We start from the raw sequence: 18,129 nt of genomic DNA, 5'->3' as shown, positions 1-18,129 counted from the left end.
TTCATCCTTCATGGGGTGAACCGGCCCGTCCGATCATTTAACGGATGCTGCGGGCGGGCCGGACCAATGCGCGGGAAAGAGCCCGCGCGCTCATCCGCCGCCTGTGCTGCGGGGATCAGGAGTGCCGCGCTCGGTGCGTGCAATGGCGGCCTCGGCCTCGCGCAACGACGATAGACGGCGCGCGATGTCGGCCCATACCGACAGGGGCGTGCGCGTGGCGAAAGCGGTATCGCGCTCGATACGCATACCGAACGGCAGGCGGATGGCGGCGATCTCGGAGGCACTGAAATACCCAAGCTCGGGACACTCGAATCCGAGGTCCGCTGCTCCGAACAGGGCGTCGTCATCCGCCCCGAGTTCGGTCGCGATCCATATGGCCGGGCCGATCGGGTTGAATAGTTTGAGGACCGGAACCGCGTCCGGCTCGGGCCGACCGTCGCGCTGGGCGGCACGGCGGGCGATGTTGTTTGTGCGTAACGCGAAGCGGATATCGGGGGGCAAGATAATCATGCCGCCGCCCACAGCTCTGCGCTTCGCGCCACGGGCAGCTTCCGGTCCTCGGTGCGTGTCATCGCGGCGGTGGCAGGCTCACCATCAGGCGCGTTGCCAAAGGCCAGCAGGAAGTCCGCTGCCTTGCTGGCTTGGCTTGCTGCGCGGAAGACGGCTCTATTATCTTCCTTGAGAAGGTTGATCCACGCGGCTATATAGTCGGCGTGACGGACAGTCGGAATGATGCCAAGCGCAGACAAAGGCGCTCGACATTTCGGCGACAAGTTCCTCGCGAGCGTAGGATTTGGAACCAAATCCACCCGACATATCGCGATTCAACCTGTGGTTTGCACCACTCCAATGACCGAGTTCATGAAAACAGGTCCGGTAATAGTTGATCTGTTCATGGAACGCGAGTTGCGGAGGCACTTGAACATAGTCGGCGGAAGGGACATAGTAGGCCTTGTCGCCACCGATGCGGAAGTCCGCGCCGGTCGCCGCGATCAGCGCCTCGGCGACGGGAATGACCTCGCATTCGGGCAGCGGCGCGGGATCGGCCGCCAGCCCGTCGCGCAGGCCGTCGCATTGCGCCACGTTGAACAGGACGAACCGCTTGAGGAAAGGAACCGTCTTGGCTTCCTCACCTGACTCGCGGGCGCGCTCCTTCTCGATCTCGGGCGTGAACCGATCGGCATAGACGACGGTAGTGCCGCGCTCGCCCTTGCGGACGCAGCCCCCCGCCTGCACGGCCTGTCTAAAGGTGAGCCACGATTGCGAGGGGAAATCGCCGCCGATCGCGGCGCCCCATAATAAGAGAATATTTACCCCCGAATAGGGACGGCTGGTGAGCGCATTGCGCGGCAGGCCGGGACCGGCCGTGGTCGCGGTGCTCCAAGGCTGGACCCATGGAAAACGCCCCGCTTGCAGTTCGGAAATGATTCTCTGCGTCACCTCGTCATAGAGGTTCGTCCGGGGCGCGGCGCTGGCGGCGGTCGTCTGTCCCCCCTCGGCCCGCGCACGGCGCTTGCTCATCTGGCGCATCGTCAGCCTCCATCCCACAAAACCGCCGCAGCCCCGCCGGGCGTGGGGGGTGGGCGGCGAAGCGACCGGAAAGGCCCGCGCCAAGCGGCGGGCGGCACCCAAGTCCGGGGTCCCCATCGCGCTCGCGCGATGGGGTGGCGCAGGGGCGGAACGAAGTGGAGCAGCCGGCGCGAAGCGACGGCTTGCCGTTGGCCGCGGCGGGCCTAGCAGGGCGCGCCGACCAGCCTCCGCGCCCAAGGGGGCTGCCCACCGACGACGCCATCGCGCGGCACGCGCGATGTCCGCATTCCGGGGCCGCAGGCCCCGGACAGAGCGCCATGCGATCGTCGCCGGCACGATCGGGACGCCGGCACGGCGGCCCGACGGAGCCCGCCCTTTAGAGGGCGGGTGGAGCAGAGCGCGGCCGGCCGGTGTTCACTCCGGCCGGGGCGCCAAGGTTGCCCGACCCATCAAGATTGGCGAAGGCTAGCCTCAACTGCCAAAGAAGCGGCGAAATCCGGCTGGGATACACGGTTCAGTCAACGCGAGGACGGGAATATCGACTAATGAGCATTGCTCGACCGCTCGCTAGCGGCGCTCATCGATCCCCCCGATCCGCAAAGCTGCGGAAGCGCGACGCCTTTTGACCCGCGAACCAACGACGCCATGGAGACTCCTCCCGCCCGGTGTTTAAGCTGCGCGAAGTGATTGCGGCCCATCATGCTGCAACGCATGGTCTGGATCCGGCCGGACTTCGGCCACCCCTCGCCCACGGCCCTGCCGGTCAATGACGGACTGCTCCTCGTATTGAGTACGCAAACCGGAGAACCGGGGGCGCTGATCCGGGATCATGGGCTGCTGTCCATCCTCGAGCATGATCGTGTGGCCGAGGCTTCGCGGATACCGCCATCATGGGCCGAGAAGCGCCGGCATCGATTTACCCCCGAACGATGACCGGCCCCCGTGGTGGCAGCCGAGCCAAGGTCGCAATGGATCGACGTGCCACCAATGGACCTGGGAAGACTGAAGCCGGAAGACGATGTCCGGCTTCTGTCCGCAGCAACGTGTCGTCTCGCGCCCTGCGTTCATCAGCCCATGGCCGAAGAGTGTGCGAAGTCCCAGCGGTGCCGATCGATGACGGCGCTTGGATCATTGTCTGCCGAAAGTTCGGCGCTTGCCCGCAATCCGAAGGACGCCGTCGCCTGAATAAAGCGCTCTGCGTTGGCGAGCACATCGCTCGTCTTCGCCGAGCCTGCATCCACGCCCTCGACGCCGCGCATCCGCATCTGCAACGGACCACCCCATAGGCGCTCCTGCAGAGGCAGGTCCGCTCCACCGTACGCGAAGGCGACATCGTCGAACGCGGCGGTCGATCCGTCGGTTCGAGTGAAGAAGCCCGTGTTCGCCACGAGGTTCTCTCCGAGCCGGTGCTTCTCTTCCGTCGGCGCACCTGACAGATCGAGCGACGAAACCCCAGCCTGCGCCATGCTCAGGAACTCGCCCGGATCGACCTTGCCGTCGCCATTGGCATCGCTCCAGACCCCGAAGCGGGACCACGCATCATCGGCGGCAGAGAGCTGACCGTCGCCGTTGCTGTCGAACGCCGCGAGGCCCGCAAGGTCCGATGTCGCTCCAGCCACGTCATTGACGAAGGACAACTCGTCGGCGCCCGACACCGTCCCATCGCCGTTCCGGTCAAACGCGAGCAGCCCGTCTCCCCGGGAGATCCAGCCGGTCTTCTCGGCCGTACCTTCGCCCTTCCAGTCGAACTGGACACCCGATGCCGCCTTGCTAACGAGGTGGACGCCGTCACCATTAAGATCGAGCACGATCGGTGAAGCCAACGAGGTGCTGCCGTCCTTGAACTGGAGCGTCTCGATCCCGACCAAGGTGTCGGTGCCGTCGTCGCCATCCAAGGTTGGTTGGTTGTCAGTGATGGTCACCTTGCCGTTCGAGGTGATGACCGAATAGTCAGCCATCGCGCCGGCGTACACGGCGGTATCGTTGCCGGCTCCTCCGTCGAGCAAGTCATTGCCCGCCCCGCCGGTCAGCACATCGTCGCCACCAGCGGCGGCCTGGGTCGCGAAGAGACGGACATTGTCGAGCGAGACCCCCTGATAGCTTGGTCCACTGATCGTCTTGAACTCGATATCGTCCGATCCGCCTGTCGCCTCGACCAAGAAGGAAAAGGATTTGGCCTGCGTCCCGACATTCTCGATCGTCGCGATGACTTGACCATTCCAAAGGACCTGCATCGTGGAGTCTGCGGCACCGTCACGTTTGGCGGCATCGAACTGAAGCAGCAATTTCTGCTCCGCGGGGAGTCCCGTGACGCTCTGTTCGATATCCATATAGTCCTGACCGCCACCATCGGACGTCATGTCGAGCCAGTGCCCGCCATCGGTGGCGGCGACACCGGCATAGCCGCTTCCGACGGCCTTGAAGAAGGCCCCGCTCTTCCTCGTCCAGCCAGGCATATCTCCAGTCGTGGTCCCCCAGCCCGGATATCCGTCATCCGCTGGATTGCCGAAATCCTCGAAGCTGCCGTTGACGATCAGATTCGGGCCTGTCGCGAAGTAACCGTCGCCATAGAGCGCGTCGTTTCCAGCGCCCCCGGCCAGTGTGTCGGCCCCGGCTCCGCCAACGAGCAGGTCATTGCCACTGTCTCCTATCAGCGTGTCATCGCCGTCCAGCCCGCTCAGCATATCGTCGCCGGCATAACCTTCGAGCACGTCGTTGCCGCTCGTTCCCGTGAGGTTGTCGTTGCCGGCGGCGTTGAAGCGCGCGGCAATGTCGGCTTCGGTCCAGGTCGTGCCATCGGCGAAGTCGACATATTCGATGCCGGCGTCGCCCCACCATTCGCGGTCGAGATAGATCGAGCCGCCCTGCGCGAAGACGAGCTGCGCCGAGGCGCCATCACCGACCTCGAGCACCTGCACATCGTCCGGGCCGATTCCCGCCCCGAGGATCAGGCGGTTGTCGCGTGAGCCGCCATAATCGAAGATTGAGTCGTCACCGTCGCCCACATTGTAGCGATAGACGTCGGTGCCGTTCCCGCCTTCGAGACGGTCATTGCCGGTGCCACCGGTGATGTCGTCATTGCCGTCCGACGTCTGGATCGTATCGTCGCCGGCACCGCCATTGACGGTGTCGTTATAATAGGTGCCCCAGATCGTGTCGTTGCCGCTCGTGGGCTGACCGGCAAGATAATGCGAGACGAGGTCGCTCTCGGTCCAGGTCGTGCCGTCGGCGAAGTCTATATATTCGATGCCGGCATCACCCCACCATTCGCGATCGAGGTAGATCGAGCCCGCGCGGTCGGTGAAGCTGAGCTCGATCGAGTTGAAGTCGCCGGTCCGCGTGACCTTGACGCTGTCGGGCGTGATGCCCGCGCCAAGCACCAGGCGGTTGTCGCGCGAGCCACCATAGTCGAAGATGGAATCGTCACCGTCGCCGGCATTGTAGCGGTAGATGTCGGTGCCGTTCCCGCCCTCGAGCCGGTCGTTGTCGCTGCCACCCGTGATGTCATCGTTGCCGTCGGAGGTCTGAATGGTGTCGTCACCGGCACCCCCATTGACGGTGTCATTATAGTAGGTACCCCAAATGGTGTCGTTGCCGCTCGTCGGCTGGCTGGCGAGATAGCGCGAGACAAGATCGCTTTCCGTCCAGGTCGTGCCATCGGCGAAGTCGATATATTCGATGCCGGCATCTCCCCACCATTCGCGGTCGAGGTAGATCGAGCCCGCGCGGTCGGTGAAGCTGAGCTCGATCGAGTTGAAGTCGCCGGTCCGCGTGACCTTGACGCTGTCCGGCGTGATGCCCGCCCCGAGCACCAGTCGGTTGTCCCGCGACCCACCCTGATCGAAGATGGAATCGTCTCCGTCGCCGGCGTTATACCGGTAGATATCGGTGCCGCTACCGCCCTCCAGGCGGTCGTTGCCGCTGCCGCCCGTAAGGGTATCGTTCCCGTCCGAGGTCTGGATGGTGTCGTCGCCGGCACCGCCATCGGCCGTGTCGTTGCCATACGTGCCCCAGATCGTGTCGTTCCCGGCCGTCGTCTCGGCCGCGACATAACGGGCAGCGATGTCGGCCTCGGTCCAGGTCGTACCGTCGGCGAAGTCGAAATACTCGACGCCGGCATCGCCCCACCACTGGCGATCGAGATAGATGGAACCCGCCTGGTCGGTAAAGATCACCGAAATCGAGTTGAAGTCGCCGGTGCGCGCGAAGCTCACCTCGTCGGGGGAGATACCGGGTCCGAACACCAGCCGATTGTCGCGGCTACCGCCATAGTCGAAGACCGAGTCATCTCCGTCGCCGGCGTTGTAGCGATACAGGTCGGTGCCGCTTCCGCCCTCAAGCCGATCATTGCCTGTGCCGCCAACGAGGACATCGTTGCCGTCGCCTGCCTGCAGGGTGTCGTTGCCGTCGTCACCGTAGACGCCGTCATCTCCACCATATGCAGCGATGACGTCATTGCCACCGCCGCCATGCAGGGTCTCGGAGTCGTTGGTGCCCTGGATGTTGTCGTCGCCGTCCGTGAACGGGACCAGCGATTGATCGAGCGTATCCCGCGTCCAGACCGTACCGTCTGCGAACGCAATATTCTCGATCCAGTTGGCGCTGTCGCTGCCCGCTCCGCCGGCAATCAGCACCGTGCCGCCGCCGTTGGTAAGCGTGAGCAGGTAGTCGTTGCCGCCATTGACCCGGGTAACCTGGACATCAGACTTCGAGACATCGGTGCCGAAGCGCAGCGTGTCGTTACCGCCGCCGACGCCATCGGCATCTTTCTCGCGAATGACATCATTCCCGTCGCCGCGGTCGAACAGATAGACGTCGTCGCCTGCGCCGCCCGACAGCGTATCGTTGCCGGAGCCTCCGGAAACGGTGTCGTTGCCCGACGAGCCAGCGAAGCTGTCATTGCCGGCCCCAAGGTCGATCTCGCTGATCCCTGTCAGCGTTACGCCCTGCAGCGACAGATTGTCGTTGCCGTCTGTTGTCGCGAGACGCACGTTCGCGTGACCTCCGGCGTCGATGGTCTCGATATTGGCGATCCGGCTTACGCCGATGACAGAGCCGTCTGCACCGGCCAGAATCCGGTCCTGTCCGGCTCCGCCATCCAGGTCATCGGACCCCTGATCGGCTCCGGACACAAGGAAAGTGTCGTCACCACCGCTGCCGCGAATAACGTCGTCGCCCTTGCCACCCACGATGCCGGCAATGCCGGTCAGCGCTACGCCGCTCAAATCGAGATGATCGTCGCCGTCACCCAACGCAATCGTCACATTGGCAAAGCCATTGCCGTCGATCGCCTCGACATTGGTGAGGGTATGGATTCCAATGACCGCACCGTCGGTCGCGGCCTGCAGTCTGTCATAGCCATCGCCACCGTCGATCGTATCGTGACCGGAATCCGCTGCCGCATATTGGAAGATGTCGTCACCAACTCCCCCCGTAAGGATGTCATCACCGGCTCCGCCTCGCACGACATCGGCCTGCGTCGTGCCTATGAAAGTGTCGTCGCCTCCTGCCAGGTCGATATAGGCGATCCCGGCAACAGAGATGCCATTCAGATCGGTGGTCTCGCTGGCGTCGGTGCGGGCGAGCACGACGTCGGCGAAACCCGCGCCCGATATGGCTTCGACATTCTGGAAACCGGCGAGGCGGATGACCGTGTTGTCGGCGCCCGCCGCGATCGTGTCGGTACCGGCGCCGCCGTCGACCTGATCGCCGCCCGTCGAGACACCCACATAGCGGATCGTATCATCACCATCGCCGGCGTTGATCACATCGGCTCCGAGCGAGCCTGTGACGACGTCATTGCCCGCGCCCATGTCGATCGAGGCGATCCCATCGAGGACCGCGCCCGAAAGATCGAGTGTGTCGGTATCGTCGGTGGCTTCAATATGGACGTCGGAATGGCCAGCGGCGGTGATCAGCTCGATCCCCGTCACGCTGGACAGTCCGATGATCGTGCCATCCGACGCGGCCTCGATGCGGTCGTTGCCGCTGCCGCCGTCGATCGCATCAACGCCTTCTTCGTCGCCATCGAAGACGAAAACGTCGTCACCGCCGGCACCCTTCAACGTATCGTTGCCACCACCGCCTTGGAGCCGGTTCGCACCGTCGTCACCGATGATCGCATCGGCGCCGAGCCCGCCGATAACGGCCTCGATGCTCGTCAGTGCTTCGGTCTGGCTGACCGTTCCACTCGTGACAATCTGTGCCGTTCCCGCCGAAAGATCGATCGACCAGCTATCCATCGAGAAGCTGTAGTCGGCGGTGTCGAAGCCGTCGCCACCGTCGAGCAGGTCGGTTCCGGTGTCACCGGAAAGAACGTCGTCGCCGGTCCCACCGTAAAGCTTATCATTCCCGCCGCCGCCATATAGCGTGTCGTTGCCATCGGAGCCGGAGAGTGTGTCGTCCCCGTCACCGCCCATGATCGTGTCATCGCCGGCGAGACCGTCGATGATGTTCGCGTTCGAATCTCCCACGAGATAGTCTGCCCCGGGCGTGGCCGGCTGCGCCAGCATGAGCGCCTCGAAATCCGCCGCTTTCCATATCGTGCCATCCGCAAAGCTGACCTGCTGGATCCCGGCAGCTCCTCCATTCGCAAACTGAGCCTTGATGGTCACTTTGTCGGTGCCGTTCGCGAGAGCGAGGATCAGGTCATCCGGTGCATCGGGCGTCCGCATCAAGCGGATGTCGCTTGCGGCGATTCCGTCGCCGAAGGCGAGCACATTGGTCGAGCCATCGGCCGTTTCGACGACGGTGTCGGACCCGCCGCCAAGCGCGAAGCGATAGGTGTCCGCGCCCGCGCCGCCGGCCAGCGTGTCATTTCCGGCCCCACCGTCGAGGATATCGGCAGTCGCGAAGCCGCGGATCAGGTCGTCACCGGCCGTTGCCGCTGCGCTGATGGCCGAAGCTCGCAGCTGGTCCATCGTCACGGTCGAACCGTCGGCGAAGCGGATCACTTCGACACCCGAACGACCGCCGGTATCGAGACCCTTGAGCGTAATCGAGCCCGGCTGCGAGGCGAAGTTGATGACCAGGGGGCCGCCATCGACCGGCTGCGTCAGGCGGATATCCGGGAGGCCGATTCCTGGGCCGAAGGCCAAGGTATCGACATTACCGGCGGTTCCCGGCTGCCTCGGATCGTTTCCGGCGCCATTGTCGTCGACGATCGTGTCGTCGCCGTCACCGAGATTGTAGACGTAGGTGTCATTGCCGCCGCTGCCGATCAGCGTATCGTTGCCGAGACCGCCCTGAAGCGTGTCGGCGAAGTTGGTGCCGATCAGCGTATCGTCGCCGGTCGTTCCCTGCCCGCTGGCCTTCGCGGTGAGCGTGGCACGGTCCCAGACCGTGCCGTCGGCGAAGCGGACCTGCTCGATACCGGACGAGGCGCTGGCATTCTGCTGATCGAGATAGATCACATTGTCGTCATCGATATAGAGGATCAGATCCTGCGCATCGGTCGGCGACACCAGCACCCTCACATCGCCGGAATTAATGCCCTCGAGCACCAGCGTGTCGGTCGAACCCGCATCGGTCGGATCATAGATCGTATCGTGGCCGTCACCTCGTGCGAAGCTGTAGGTATCGGAACCCGCACCGCCGCGCAGGACGTCGTCGCCTTTCATGCCGTGCAAGGTATCGTTGCCAGCCGAGCCGATGACCGTGTCGTCGCCCATCGTGACGGCGACGGTGCTGCCATCGACATTGTTCCCGCGCAGAAGCTGGAGCAACGTGCTGACACTCCAGGTTGCGCCTGACTGGAAGGTGACCTGGTCGATGCGATTGCCGTCGAACTCGGAACGCAGATAGATGCGATCGTCGGTGCCCTTTATCGACAGGATGATCCCGTTCACGTCGCCGTCGACGAGCGCCTGCGAGACTATGATGTCGGATTCATCGATCCCCTCGCCGAACTTGAGCGTGTCGTAGCCCCAATCGTCGAGGATGGTGTCGGAACCGTCACCGCGGTTGTAGATATAGGTATCGTCGTTGCCCTGGCCGTCGAGATAATCGTCGCCCTTGCCGCCGGTCAGGGTGTCGTTGCCGTCGCCCGACGTGATCTCGTCATTGCCATTCCCGCCGTCGATGACGTCGGCATAATTGGTGCCGTAGATCTTGTCGTCGCCATCGGTAGGGATCGCCGCCATCAGTCGCGCGCGGAGATCCGCGTCGGTCAGCACCGTGCCGTCGGCGAACTCGAAACGCTCGATGCCGTGGCCGCCGTTAGTGTTCTGATTGCGGATGTAGATCCGATCGCTGGTGCCCGCGATCGAGATGATCAGGCCCTGGAAGTCGCCATCGACGGTGGGCAAGGAGAGGATGAGGTCGGAGGCGCTGATCCCCGCGCCGAAGCGCAACGTGTCGTTGCCATACCAGTCGTCGTAGATCGTGTCCGACCCATCGCCGCGATTGAACACATAGGTGTCGTCGCCACCCTGGCCGTCGAGATAATCGTCGCCCTTGCCGCCCGTCAGGGTGTCGTTGCCGTCGCCTGAGGTGATCTCGTCATCGCCCAGGCCGCCATTGATGACGTCGTCATAGTTCGTGCCGTAGATCTTGTCGTCGCCATCGGTGGGAATCGCCGCCATCAACTGCGCGCGCAAGTCAGCGTCGGTCAGTACCGTGCCGTCGGCGAACTCGAAGCGCTCGATGCCGTGGCCGCCGTTACTGTTCTGGTTGCGGATGTAAATCCTATCGCTGGTCCCCGCGATCGTGATGATCAAACCCTGGAAGTCACCGTCGACGGTCGGCGCGGAGAGGACAAGATCGGAGGCGCTGATCCCCGCACCGAAGCGCAGCGTGTCGTTGCCGTACCAGTCGTCGAATATCGTGTCCGACCCATCGCCCCGGTTGAACACGTAAGTGTCGTCACCACCCTGACCGTCGAGATAATCGTCGCCCTTGCCGCCGGTCAGCGTGTCGTTACCGTCGCCCGACGTGATCTCGTCATTGCCGTTCCCAGCATTGATGACATCGTCGTAGTTCGTGCCATAGATTTTGTCGTCGCCATCCGTGGGGATCGCCGCCATTAACTGTGCGCGGAGGTCCGCATCGGTCAACACCGAGCCGTCGGCGAACTCGAAACGCTCGATGCCATGGCCGCCGTTGGTGTTTTGGTTGCGGATGTAAATCCGATCGCTGGTCCCCGCGATCGTGATGATCAGGCCCTGGAAGTCGCCGTCGACGGTCGGCACGGAGAGGACGAGGTCGGAGGCGCTGATCCCCGCACCGAAGCGTAGCGTGTCGTTACCGTACCAGTCGTCGAATATCGTGTCGGACCCGTCCCCGCGGTTGAACACATAGGTGTCGTCACCACCCTGACCGTTCAGATAATCGTCCCCAAGCCCACCGGTCAGGGTGTCGTTACCGTCGCCCGTATTGAGTTCGTCGTTCCCGGCCCCACCGGTTGCCTGGTCCGCAAAGGGCGTTCCGCTGATCCGATCGTCCCCGGGGGTGCCGGTCACGAGCAGTGCACGCATGTCGGCATCCGACAGAACCGTGCCGTCGGCGAACGCGAAGCGCTCTACGGCGCGCCCGTTATTGACGTTCTGGTTCCGGATGTAGATGCGGTCGCTTGTCCCCGCGATGCCGATGAAAAGGCCATAGCCATCATTATCGGTAGTGGCTTGCGTCAGGACAAGATCGGAGACGCTGATGCCGCTACCAAACCGCAGTGTGTCGTTGCCAGAGTCATCGTATATGGTGTCGAAGCCGTCACCGCGATTGAACACATAGGTATCGTCGCCATTGCCTCCGGCGAGGAAGTCGTTGCCGAGGCCGCCCCGCAGCGTGTCGTCGCCGTCATTCCCATAGATCTGATCCTGACCCGCCGTCCCGGTCAGGTCATTGTCGCCGTTCGATCCGGTGATATCGGCCGCGCGTGCCGAGATATGGGCCTCGATCGTACCACGGTCCCATAGCGTCCCGTCAGCGAACTGGATCTGCTCGATGCCAGAGTTGGCGCCGCCCATCTGATCTTGGAGAAGGATCGACCCGCCTGAATTGGCAAAGCTGACCGTGATGTTGTTGCCGTTCAGAACATCGCGGGTGAGGATCAGGTCGGCAGCCGCGATCCCCGCGCCGAGGACCAGCGTGTCCGTGCCGCCGTCCCAATAGCCTTCGGTGATGCGATCGTTGCCGTCACCGAGATTGTAGATGTACGTATCGCTTTCCGTCCCACCATAGAGGTCGTCGTCACCCGTACCGCCGGTGATCGTGTCATTGCCGCGGTCGGCATAGACGACATCGTTGCCGGCGCCTGCATCGATGGTGTTGCCAAAATACTCGTCACGGATGATGTCGTTGCCGCTCGAGACCTGCTGCGCAATGATCTGCGCGTCGAGCGCCGCACGATCCCAGATCGTGCCGTCGGCGAACTGGATCTGCTCGATGCCGGCATTGGCGCCGTCGCCCTGATCCTCAAGGATGATCGAGCCGTCATGGCCAGCGAAGCGGATCAGGACATTGCGCGGATCCAGCACGTCGCGGCTGAGAATCAGATCCCCTGGCAAGATACCGACGCCGAATGACAGCGTGTCGACGCCGCCATCCCAATAACCTTCGGTGATGCGGTCGTTGCCGTCACCTAGGTTGTAGACATAGGTGTCGCTGTCGGTGCCGCCGTAGAGGTCGTCGTCACCCGTGCCGCCGGTGATCGTGTCGTTGCCGCGATCGGCATAGACCACATCATTGCCGGCGCCGGCATCGATCACGTTGCCGAAATATTCGTCGCGGATGATGTCATTGCCGCTTGAGACCTGCTGCGCAATGATCTGCGCGTCGAGCATCGCACGATCCCAAACCGTACCATCGGCGAACTGGATCTGCTCGACACCGGCGTTGGCGCCGTCGCCCTGATCCTCCAGTATGATCGAGCCGTCGTGCCCGGCGAAGCGGATGAGCACATTGCGCGGGTCCTGCACATCGCGGCTGACGATCAGGTCGGCCGGCGCGATCCCCGTACCGAACTGCAGCGTGTCGGTGCCGCCATCCCAATAGCCCTCGGTGATGCGGTCGTTACCGTCACCGAGATTGTAGATATAGGTGTCGCTGTCGGTCCCGCCGTAGAGGTCGTCGTCACCCGTTCCGCCGGTGATCGTGTCGTTGCCGCGGTCGGTATAGACGACGTCGTTGCCGGCGCCTGCGTCGATGGTGTTGCCAAAATACTCGTCGCGGATGATGTCATTGCCGCTCGAAAGCTCTTGCGCGATGATCTGCGCGTCGAGCGTCGCACGATCCCAAACAGTACCATCGGCGAACTGGATCTGCTCGATGCCGGCGTTGGCGCCGTCGCCCTGGTCCTCGAGGATGATCGAGCCATCGTGGCCGGTGAAGCGGATCAGTACGTTGCGCGGATCGAGCACGTCACGGGTGAGGATCAGATCGCCGGGCGCGATACCGGCGCCCAGGGAGAGCGTATCGACGCCGCCATCCCAATAGCCTTCTGTGATGCGGTCGTTCCCATCGACGAGATTGTAGATGTAGGTGTCACTGTCGGTCCCGCCGTAGAGGTCGTCGTCGCCCTTGCCGCCAGTGATCGTGTCGTTGCCGCGATCGGCATAGACGACGTCGTTACCGTCGCCCGCAACGATGGTGTCGCCGAAATAGCCATCGCGCACGATGTCGCTCTGGCTGGACAGGGCCTGCCCGACCAAGCTCGCGTCGATCGCGGCGCGATCCCAGACCGTGCCGTCGGCGAAGCGGATCTGCTCGACGCCGGCGTTGGCGCCATCGCTTTGATCTTCGAGCACGATCGAGCCGTCGTGGCCAACAAAGCGGATCAGCACGTTACGCGGGTCGAGCACGTCACGTGTGAGGATCAGGTCGGCGGGCGTGATGCCGGCGCCGAAGGCCAGCGTGTCATTGCCGCCGTCCCAATAGCCTTCCGTTATGCGGTCGTTGCCATCGCCCAGATTGTAGACGTAGGTATCGCTCCCGACGCCACCGTGGAGGTCGTCGTCGCCGAGGCCTCCGGTAATCGTGTCGTCTCCGTCGCCGGCATAGACGATATCATCGCCAGCCCCCGCCGCGATGATCGTGGCGGACGCGCCGTCGAAGATCGTGTCGTTACCGCCAGTGCCCGCACGGTCGACACTGGCCTGACTCAGGGCCGCACGATCCCAGACGGTGCCGTCAGTGAACTGAATCTGCTCGACGCCCGTTCCTCCGCCGGAATCTTGGCCATTGAGCAGGATCGACCCTGTGTGGTTTGCAAAACGGATCCAGACGTTGCCGCTATTCTGGGGATCGTGGGTGACGACCAGATCTTCGGCGCGGATGCCCGCGCCGAACACGAGCGTGTCGTTCCAGCTCGAGTAGCTGTCGCTGATGCGGACATTCCCGTCACCAACGGCATAGCTGTACGTATCGGCCCCGTCGCCGCCACCCAGATCATGATCCCAAGCGACGCTGGCCGTGTCCTTGACCGCGCCCGCGAAGCTGGGTCCGGTCCCGATATTGTAGAGGTCGCGGAGCGTCAGGCTGATGCCGTCGGCGAAGCGAAGCTCCTCGATCGACCGCGCGCCATCAGTCACGTCCTGATGCTTGAGCGTCAGCTTGTCGCCGTTGGAGCCGATCGTAAGGATGATATCTGTCGGATTGGCCGGGTCGTAGCTGACAGAGATGTCGGAGACGGTAATGCCGGCGCCGAACACCACCGTGTCGACATCGACCGCCGAACCGACGTCGTCGACCGTGACCTCGCCATCTCCTAGATTGAACAGATAGGTGTCCGAGCCATCGCCGCCCGACAGGCTATCGTGGCCGCCGCCGCCATTGAGTGTGTCGTCGTAGACGGTGCCTTTGAGGGTTTCGTCGGCCGAAGTCCCCTGAATCGTGTTTCCAGCTGTCTCGGCATAGGTCGTGTGAGAGGCGAGATCGCTCTTGCTCCAGTCACCATTGGTGAAACTGACCTCCTCGATGCCTTCCCCGAGGTTGGTCACCGCACCGCGCATGTCGATCCGGTCACCGGAAGAGGTCCCTCCGACGAGCAGCGACAAATCCACGCCAGCGGAATGTGCAACCACGGTTATATCAGACGCAGCAATCCCATCACCGAAATCAAGAACATCATGTTCAGTCGTAGATGTTCCAGAATCGTTTAGCTGATCGTGCCCATCCTCCTTTCGGAAGATAACGGTATCGTTGCCCGCTCCGCCATCGATCGTATCGTTGCCCTGCCCACCTTCGAGATAGTCGTCGCCGCCACGCGCCTGGAGCACGTCGTCTCCCGACCCGCCCTCGAGCCAATCGGACCCGCTGTTCATCGGATCCGATGAAACGCCGTCGGCGCCCAGGAGATGATCGTCACCTGCACCGCCGGAGAGTAAGTTACCGCTTCCGCCGCCGGCATCAAGGACGTCATTCCCGTCGCCACCAAACAACCAGTCGTCGAGTGCGCCTCCGACGACAATATCGTTTCCACTGTCGCCGAACAGATCATCACCCGTGTCCCCGGCCCGGATGATATCGTCGCCGCCGCCCCCATGAAAAACGTTCGAGATATGATAAGACGAGTCTTGAGTAGCACCGTCTCGCGTGCCTCCGGACGTAGCCGTTATCACGTCGTCCGAACTGGAGCCTTGGATGACGGTCTTCGAGCCGCTGTCGACAGTATCTTCGAGAACTGCCCCATCTAGCGTCATTACGCGCTCGCCGTTACCAGCACGCGTTAAGGCATCGAACTCGAAACCCACCGTCCGGGCGTCGATACCACCCTGCTCGAGCAGATACGAGAAGCCACCATCCCAATCATGCGTGTTCCGCTTAAGCAACCCTAGGTCGCTCGCCTGGGAAAGCGTCAGCAACCACTCCGAAGCAAACACCGAATCCGGCTCAGCAGCAATGAGTGCATTAATCGATGCGGAATTATTCAGATAGGTTTTCAGGCGATTAGCTACGTCGAGATTGCCGAGCAGGGTACTCATTCCAAAATCGACTTTAGTCAAATCGCCGCCCTCATTGAGTGGATCGGCGTCTGCCACTGTGCTCGTCTGCAGGGGTTGAGCCAAGGTATTGTAGAACGCGCGTTTCTCGTAAATGTCGCCCCCGAGAAATTGCATCTGCCGGGCCGCTTGCATGACGCCATACTGGACCAGGTCAGAGGCCGACGTGAACTTCATGCGATTGTCGCTCGCGGTGCCGTCCTCCCAATAGACGTAGGACTTCGCACGCATGCCATAGGAACCGGCATCCACGCTGCTACCGTTCAACAGCTCGCCGCCAATCGTTTGAATGATGCCATCGAGCGTCAAGGCCGCGGAATTCCCGAGCTGACGTGCGACGGCCTTTTTGCCGCCGTCCTTCTTCCAAACGTCTTGAACCTCAAATGTCCCACTCACCGCATCGAAGCCAACGATCGCGCCGGACTCCGGCTTGCCCGTGAAGAGGCCGCCGATAAGACCTCCGATCAAATCACCGAAAAATGCTCCAATCGCGGAGCCCAGAAAGGGAATTGGGATCGCAGTACCGATCGTAGCACCGATGGCGCTTCCGATCTGAGCCCCGATCTGTTCGCCAACCTCGTCCCAGTCGGCAATCGTATTCGCAAGCTCCGTACCGACAAATGCTCCCGCGGTGTTCTCGAGGCTCGTCGCGCTTAGCCCTTTAAATATGTAGTTGCCGTCCGCCGCGTTTTTGAGGATCGTGTCAATAACTTGGCTCGCCTCTGTATTCAGAAACTGCCCAGGCAAACCGTGAATACCGATAGCATCGACGAGCTGCGCACTCAGATACGAACTCACAGCGCCGATTCCAGCGTCCCGCAAATTCGCTACAAACTCCTCGCCAAGGCCATCGAAAGCGTGTGCCAGATTATTGGAGGTCGCGGTGCCGCCATCAAAAGCAACAGAATTGAGGACATCACCGAAGTTATCGGCTACCGTCTTCAATGCGGCGGATGTGACCGTCTGGGTAAGTAAATTATCCCCCGCAATGTAGCGACCGAATGTGTTAGCGAGGATCTCAGCGGCGTCAACAAAGTCGATCTTAACTGGCGAATCGGTAAGGCGGATCGTTGTTGGGCCATTTGGGTCTTTAGTAACAGTTACATCACCATCAGATGTCTGAGTTATCCCGGTATAGGAATGTGACCCGTCTTGTAGGTCCACGTCCCACTCTTGCGAAATATCCCGACCATACTCGTCTTGGCCGGCACTAACTGCGAAGCGACCGACACTGCTGCGCGGATCGAAGGTTAGAAGCTTAGTTGTATGGCCCGATAAAACCAGGTTTCCTTGATCATCTAGTCTGGCTGAGAGAAGGTCGGCATCGATTTGAGACGTTACTCCGCCACCAGTAACGTTGCTGTCCATCTCAAATAGCTCAGAAATATCACCATACTGGAGTTCGGGGCTCGCGTTTGATGATTTCGAGACGAGATCAGCGATCTGAGCTGCGGCAGCCCCTAAATCATCGCCGGTTAAGGTGATTGCAATCCCACCTTTTACGATTGTGACGCCAATGACTTTCCCGCTTGAATCGACTGTAGCCGTCACCGAGTCATTATATGAGTTCTCCCCATCAACTGCGTCGTCATCGCCCCACGTGACCGACGTCGTCGGACCGTTCGGATCAAGGGGATCGTGCACTACAATCCGTGGAGCGCCCGCAGCGGAGGTGTTCACCGTGGCCTGTTGCCCGCTTGCCGTATCCCGGATTACGCATTGGGTTACTTGGTTCGTTTTGAAGTCGCCAATGTACTTGAGCAGTGCGTCTGAAAAGCTAACCTTCGAATTCGAGACGCCGAGTTGGTTCGAATCGATGGTTAGAACCGCGTTGCTCGGTTGCGCGCACATGAAAGCAAGGGCCGCGACGCCATACTGCACAGCATGGTTGTCGATAGCGTCTGGTTCCTTGGAGCGCATAAGCCCCGCGCCAGCAGCAACGCTGGTCGGATCAAGGCTAATTAACCCGTTGGCCTGCACAGGAATGGACGTATCTAATAGGCCAGTGGAGCTATTGATGAAATAACTCGCATATCCTGTTGAGGACGCTAGCGTTTGCAATTCTGCAGGCGTCGCTGGCTGGCCTGCGTTTCCCAACGCAGTGATTAAGTCATTGTAGGCGCTGAAGCTCGCACGCGCCTCTTCGTTGAACTCAGTATTCATAATTGATGCGACCTGTTGAGTCACATTTATAGGTTGTGTTTGCGGTTGAGCCGCGAGATACGTTGCCGCGGCGTTTAGTTGACTGATATAGTCCTTATTTGCATTGGTGGCGTTTATGGCATGGGCGATTTCGTGAGCGGCAATAAACGCGCCCGTCAGATCGCGCTGCCCAGCCGCGGTGGTACCGTTGCCGCTCAACGCAGAAGGATCGAATGTGATCGTTCCAGTTGTTGCTCCCGGAACCCCGGTCCACTTATTGCGGGGATCCCAATGCAAATAATTGTTCGAGTAGTTCGATAAGCCGTTCGCAGGACTAAAGGCTATGGACTTGAGTGTGCCTTGCTCTTGGGCATCGTTGAACCGCGACACGAGAGACGGGATTGCCGAGATCGAATTATAGAACGCTGTAAAGTTGGCTAACGATCCGCCCGACGCCAGATAACTAACCTTCAGCGCCTGAAACATCGCTTCAACTTGTGTATTGAATGCCATGGCGGTA

Annotated in this window: 3 protein-coding genes and 1 pseudogene; 1 reads left to right on the top strand and 3 read right to left on the bottom strand. The window is 61.7% G+C overall.

Annotated elements, in window-relative coordinates; translation table 11 throughout:
* Positions 1–90: 90 nt before the first annotated feature.
* Complete coding sequence (locus PBT88_RS10350) at positions 91–510, bottom strand: DUF2958 domain-containing protein (protein ID WP_270079085.1); 420 nt, start codon at positions 508–510, stop codon at positions 91–93.
* Positions 507–1,521 (bottom strand): annotated as a pseudogene (locus PBT88_RS10345) (ArdC family protein). Before PBT88_RS10345 ends, PBT88_RS10350 begins: the two are co-directional and overlap by 4 nt.
* Positions 1,522–2,229: 708 nt before the next feature.
* Between PBT88_RS10345 and PBT88_RS10340 the strand changes: the two are divergent.
* On the top strand, positions 2,230–2,463 hold the full coding sequence (locus PBT88_RS10340) for a hypothetical protein (protein ID WP_270079084.1): 234 nt from the start codon (positions 2,230–2,232) through the stop codon (positions 2,461–2,463).
* Between the two features lie 134 nt (positions 2,464–2,597).
* Here PBT88_RS10340 and PBT88_RS10335 read toward each other — a convergent pair whose 3' ends face one another.
* Positions 2,598–18,122 (bottom strand): calcium-binding protein, encoded by a 15,525-nt coding sequence (locus PBT88_RS10335; protein ID WP_270079083.1) that lies wholly within the window; start codon positions 18,120–18,122, stop codon positions 2,598–2,600.
* Positions 18,123–18,129: the final 7 nt, after the last annotated feature.

Origin of the sequence: Sphingomonas abietis (genome assembly GCF_027625475.1) — a bacterium.
GTDB lineage: Bacteria > Pseudomonadota > Alphaproteobacteria > Sphingomonadales > Sphingomonadaceae > Solisphingomonas > Solisphingomonas abietis.
This window is presented reverse-complemented; position numbering and strand designations above follow the sequence as displayed.

Excerpts from the sequence above, each read along its gene's own strand:
- PBT88_RS10340 (WP_270079084.1), top strand. The coding sequence starts at position 2,230 with ATGCTGCAACGCATGGTCTGGATCCGGCCGGACTTCGGCCACCCCTCG.
- PBT88_RS10335 (WP_270079083.1), bottom strand. The coding sequence starts at position 18,122 with ATGGCATTCAATACACAAGTTGAAGCGATGTTTCAGGCGCTGAAGGTT.
- PBT88_RS10350 (WP_270079085.1), bottom strand. The coding sequence starts at position 510 with ATGATTATCTTGCCCCCCGATATCCGCTTCGCGTTACGCACAAACAAC.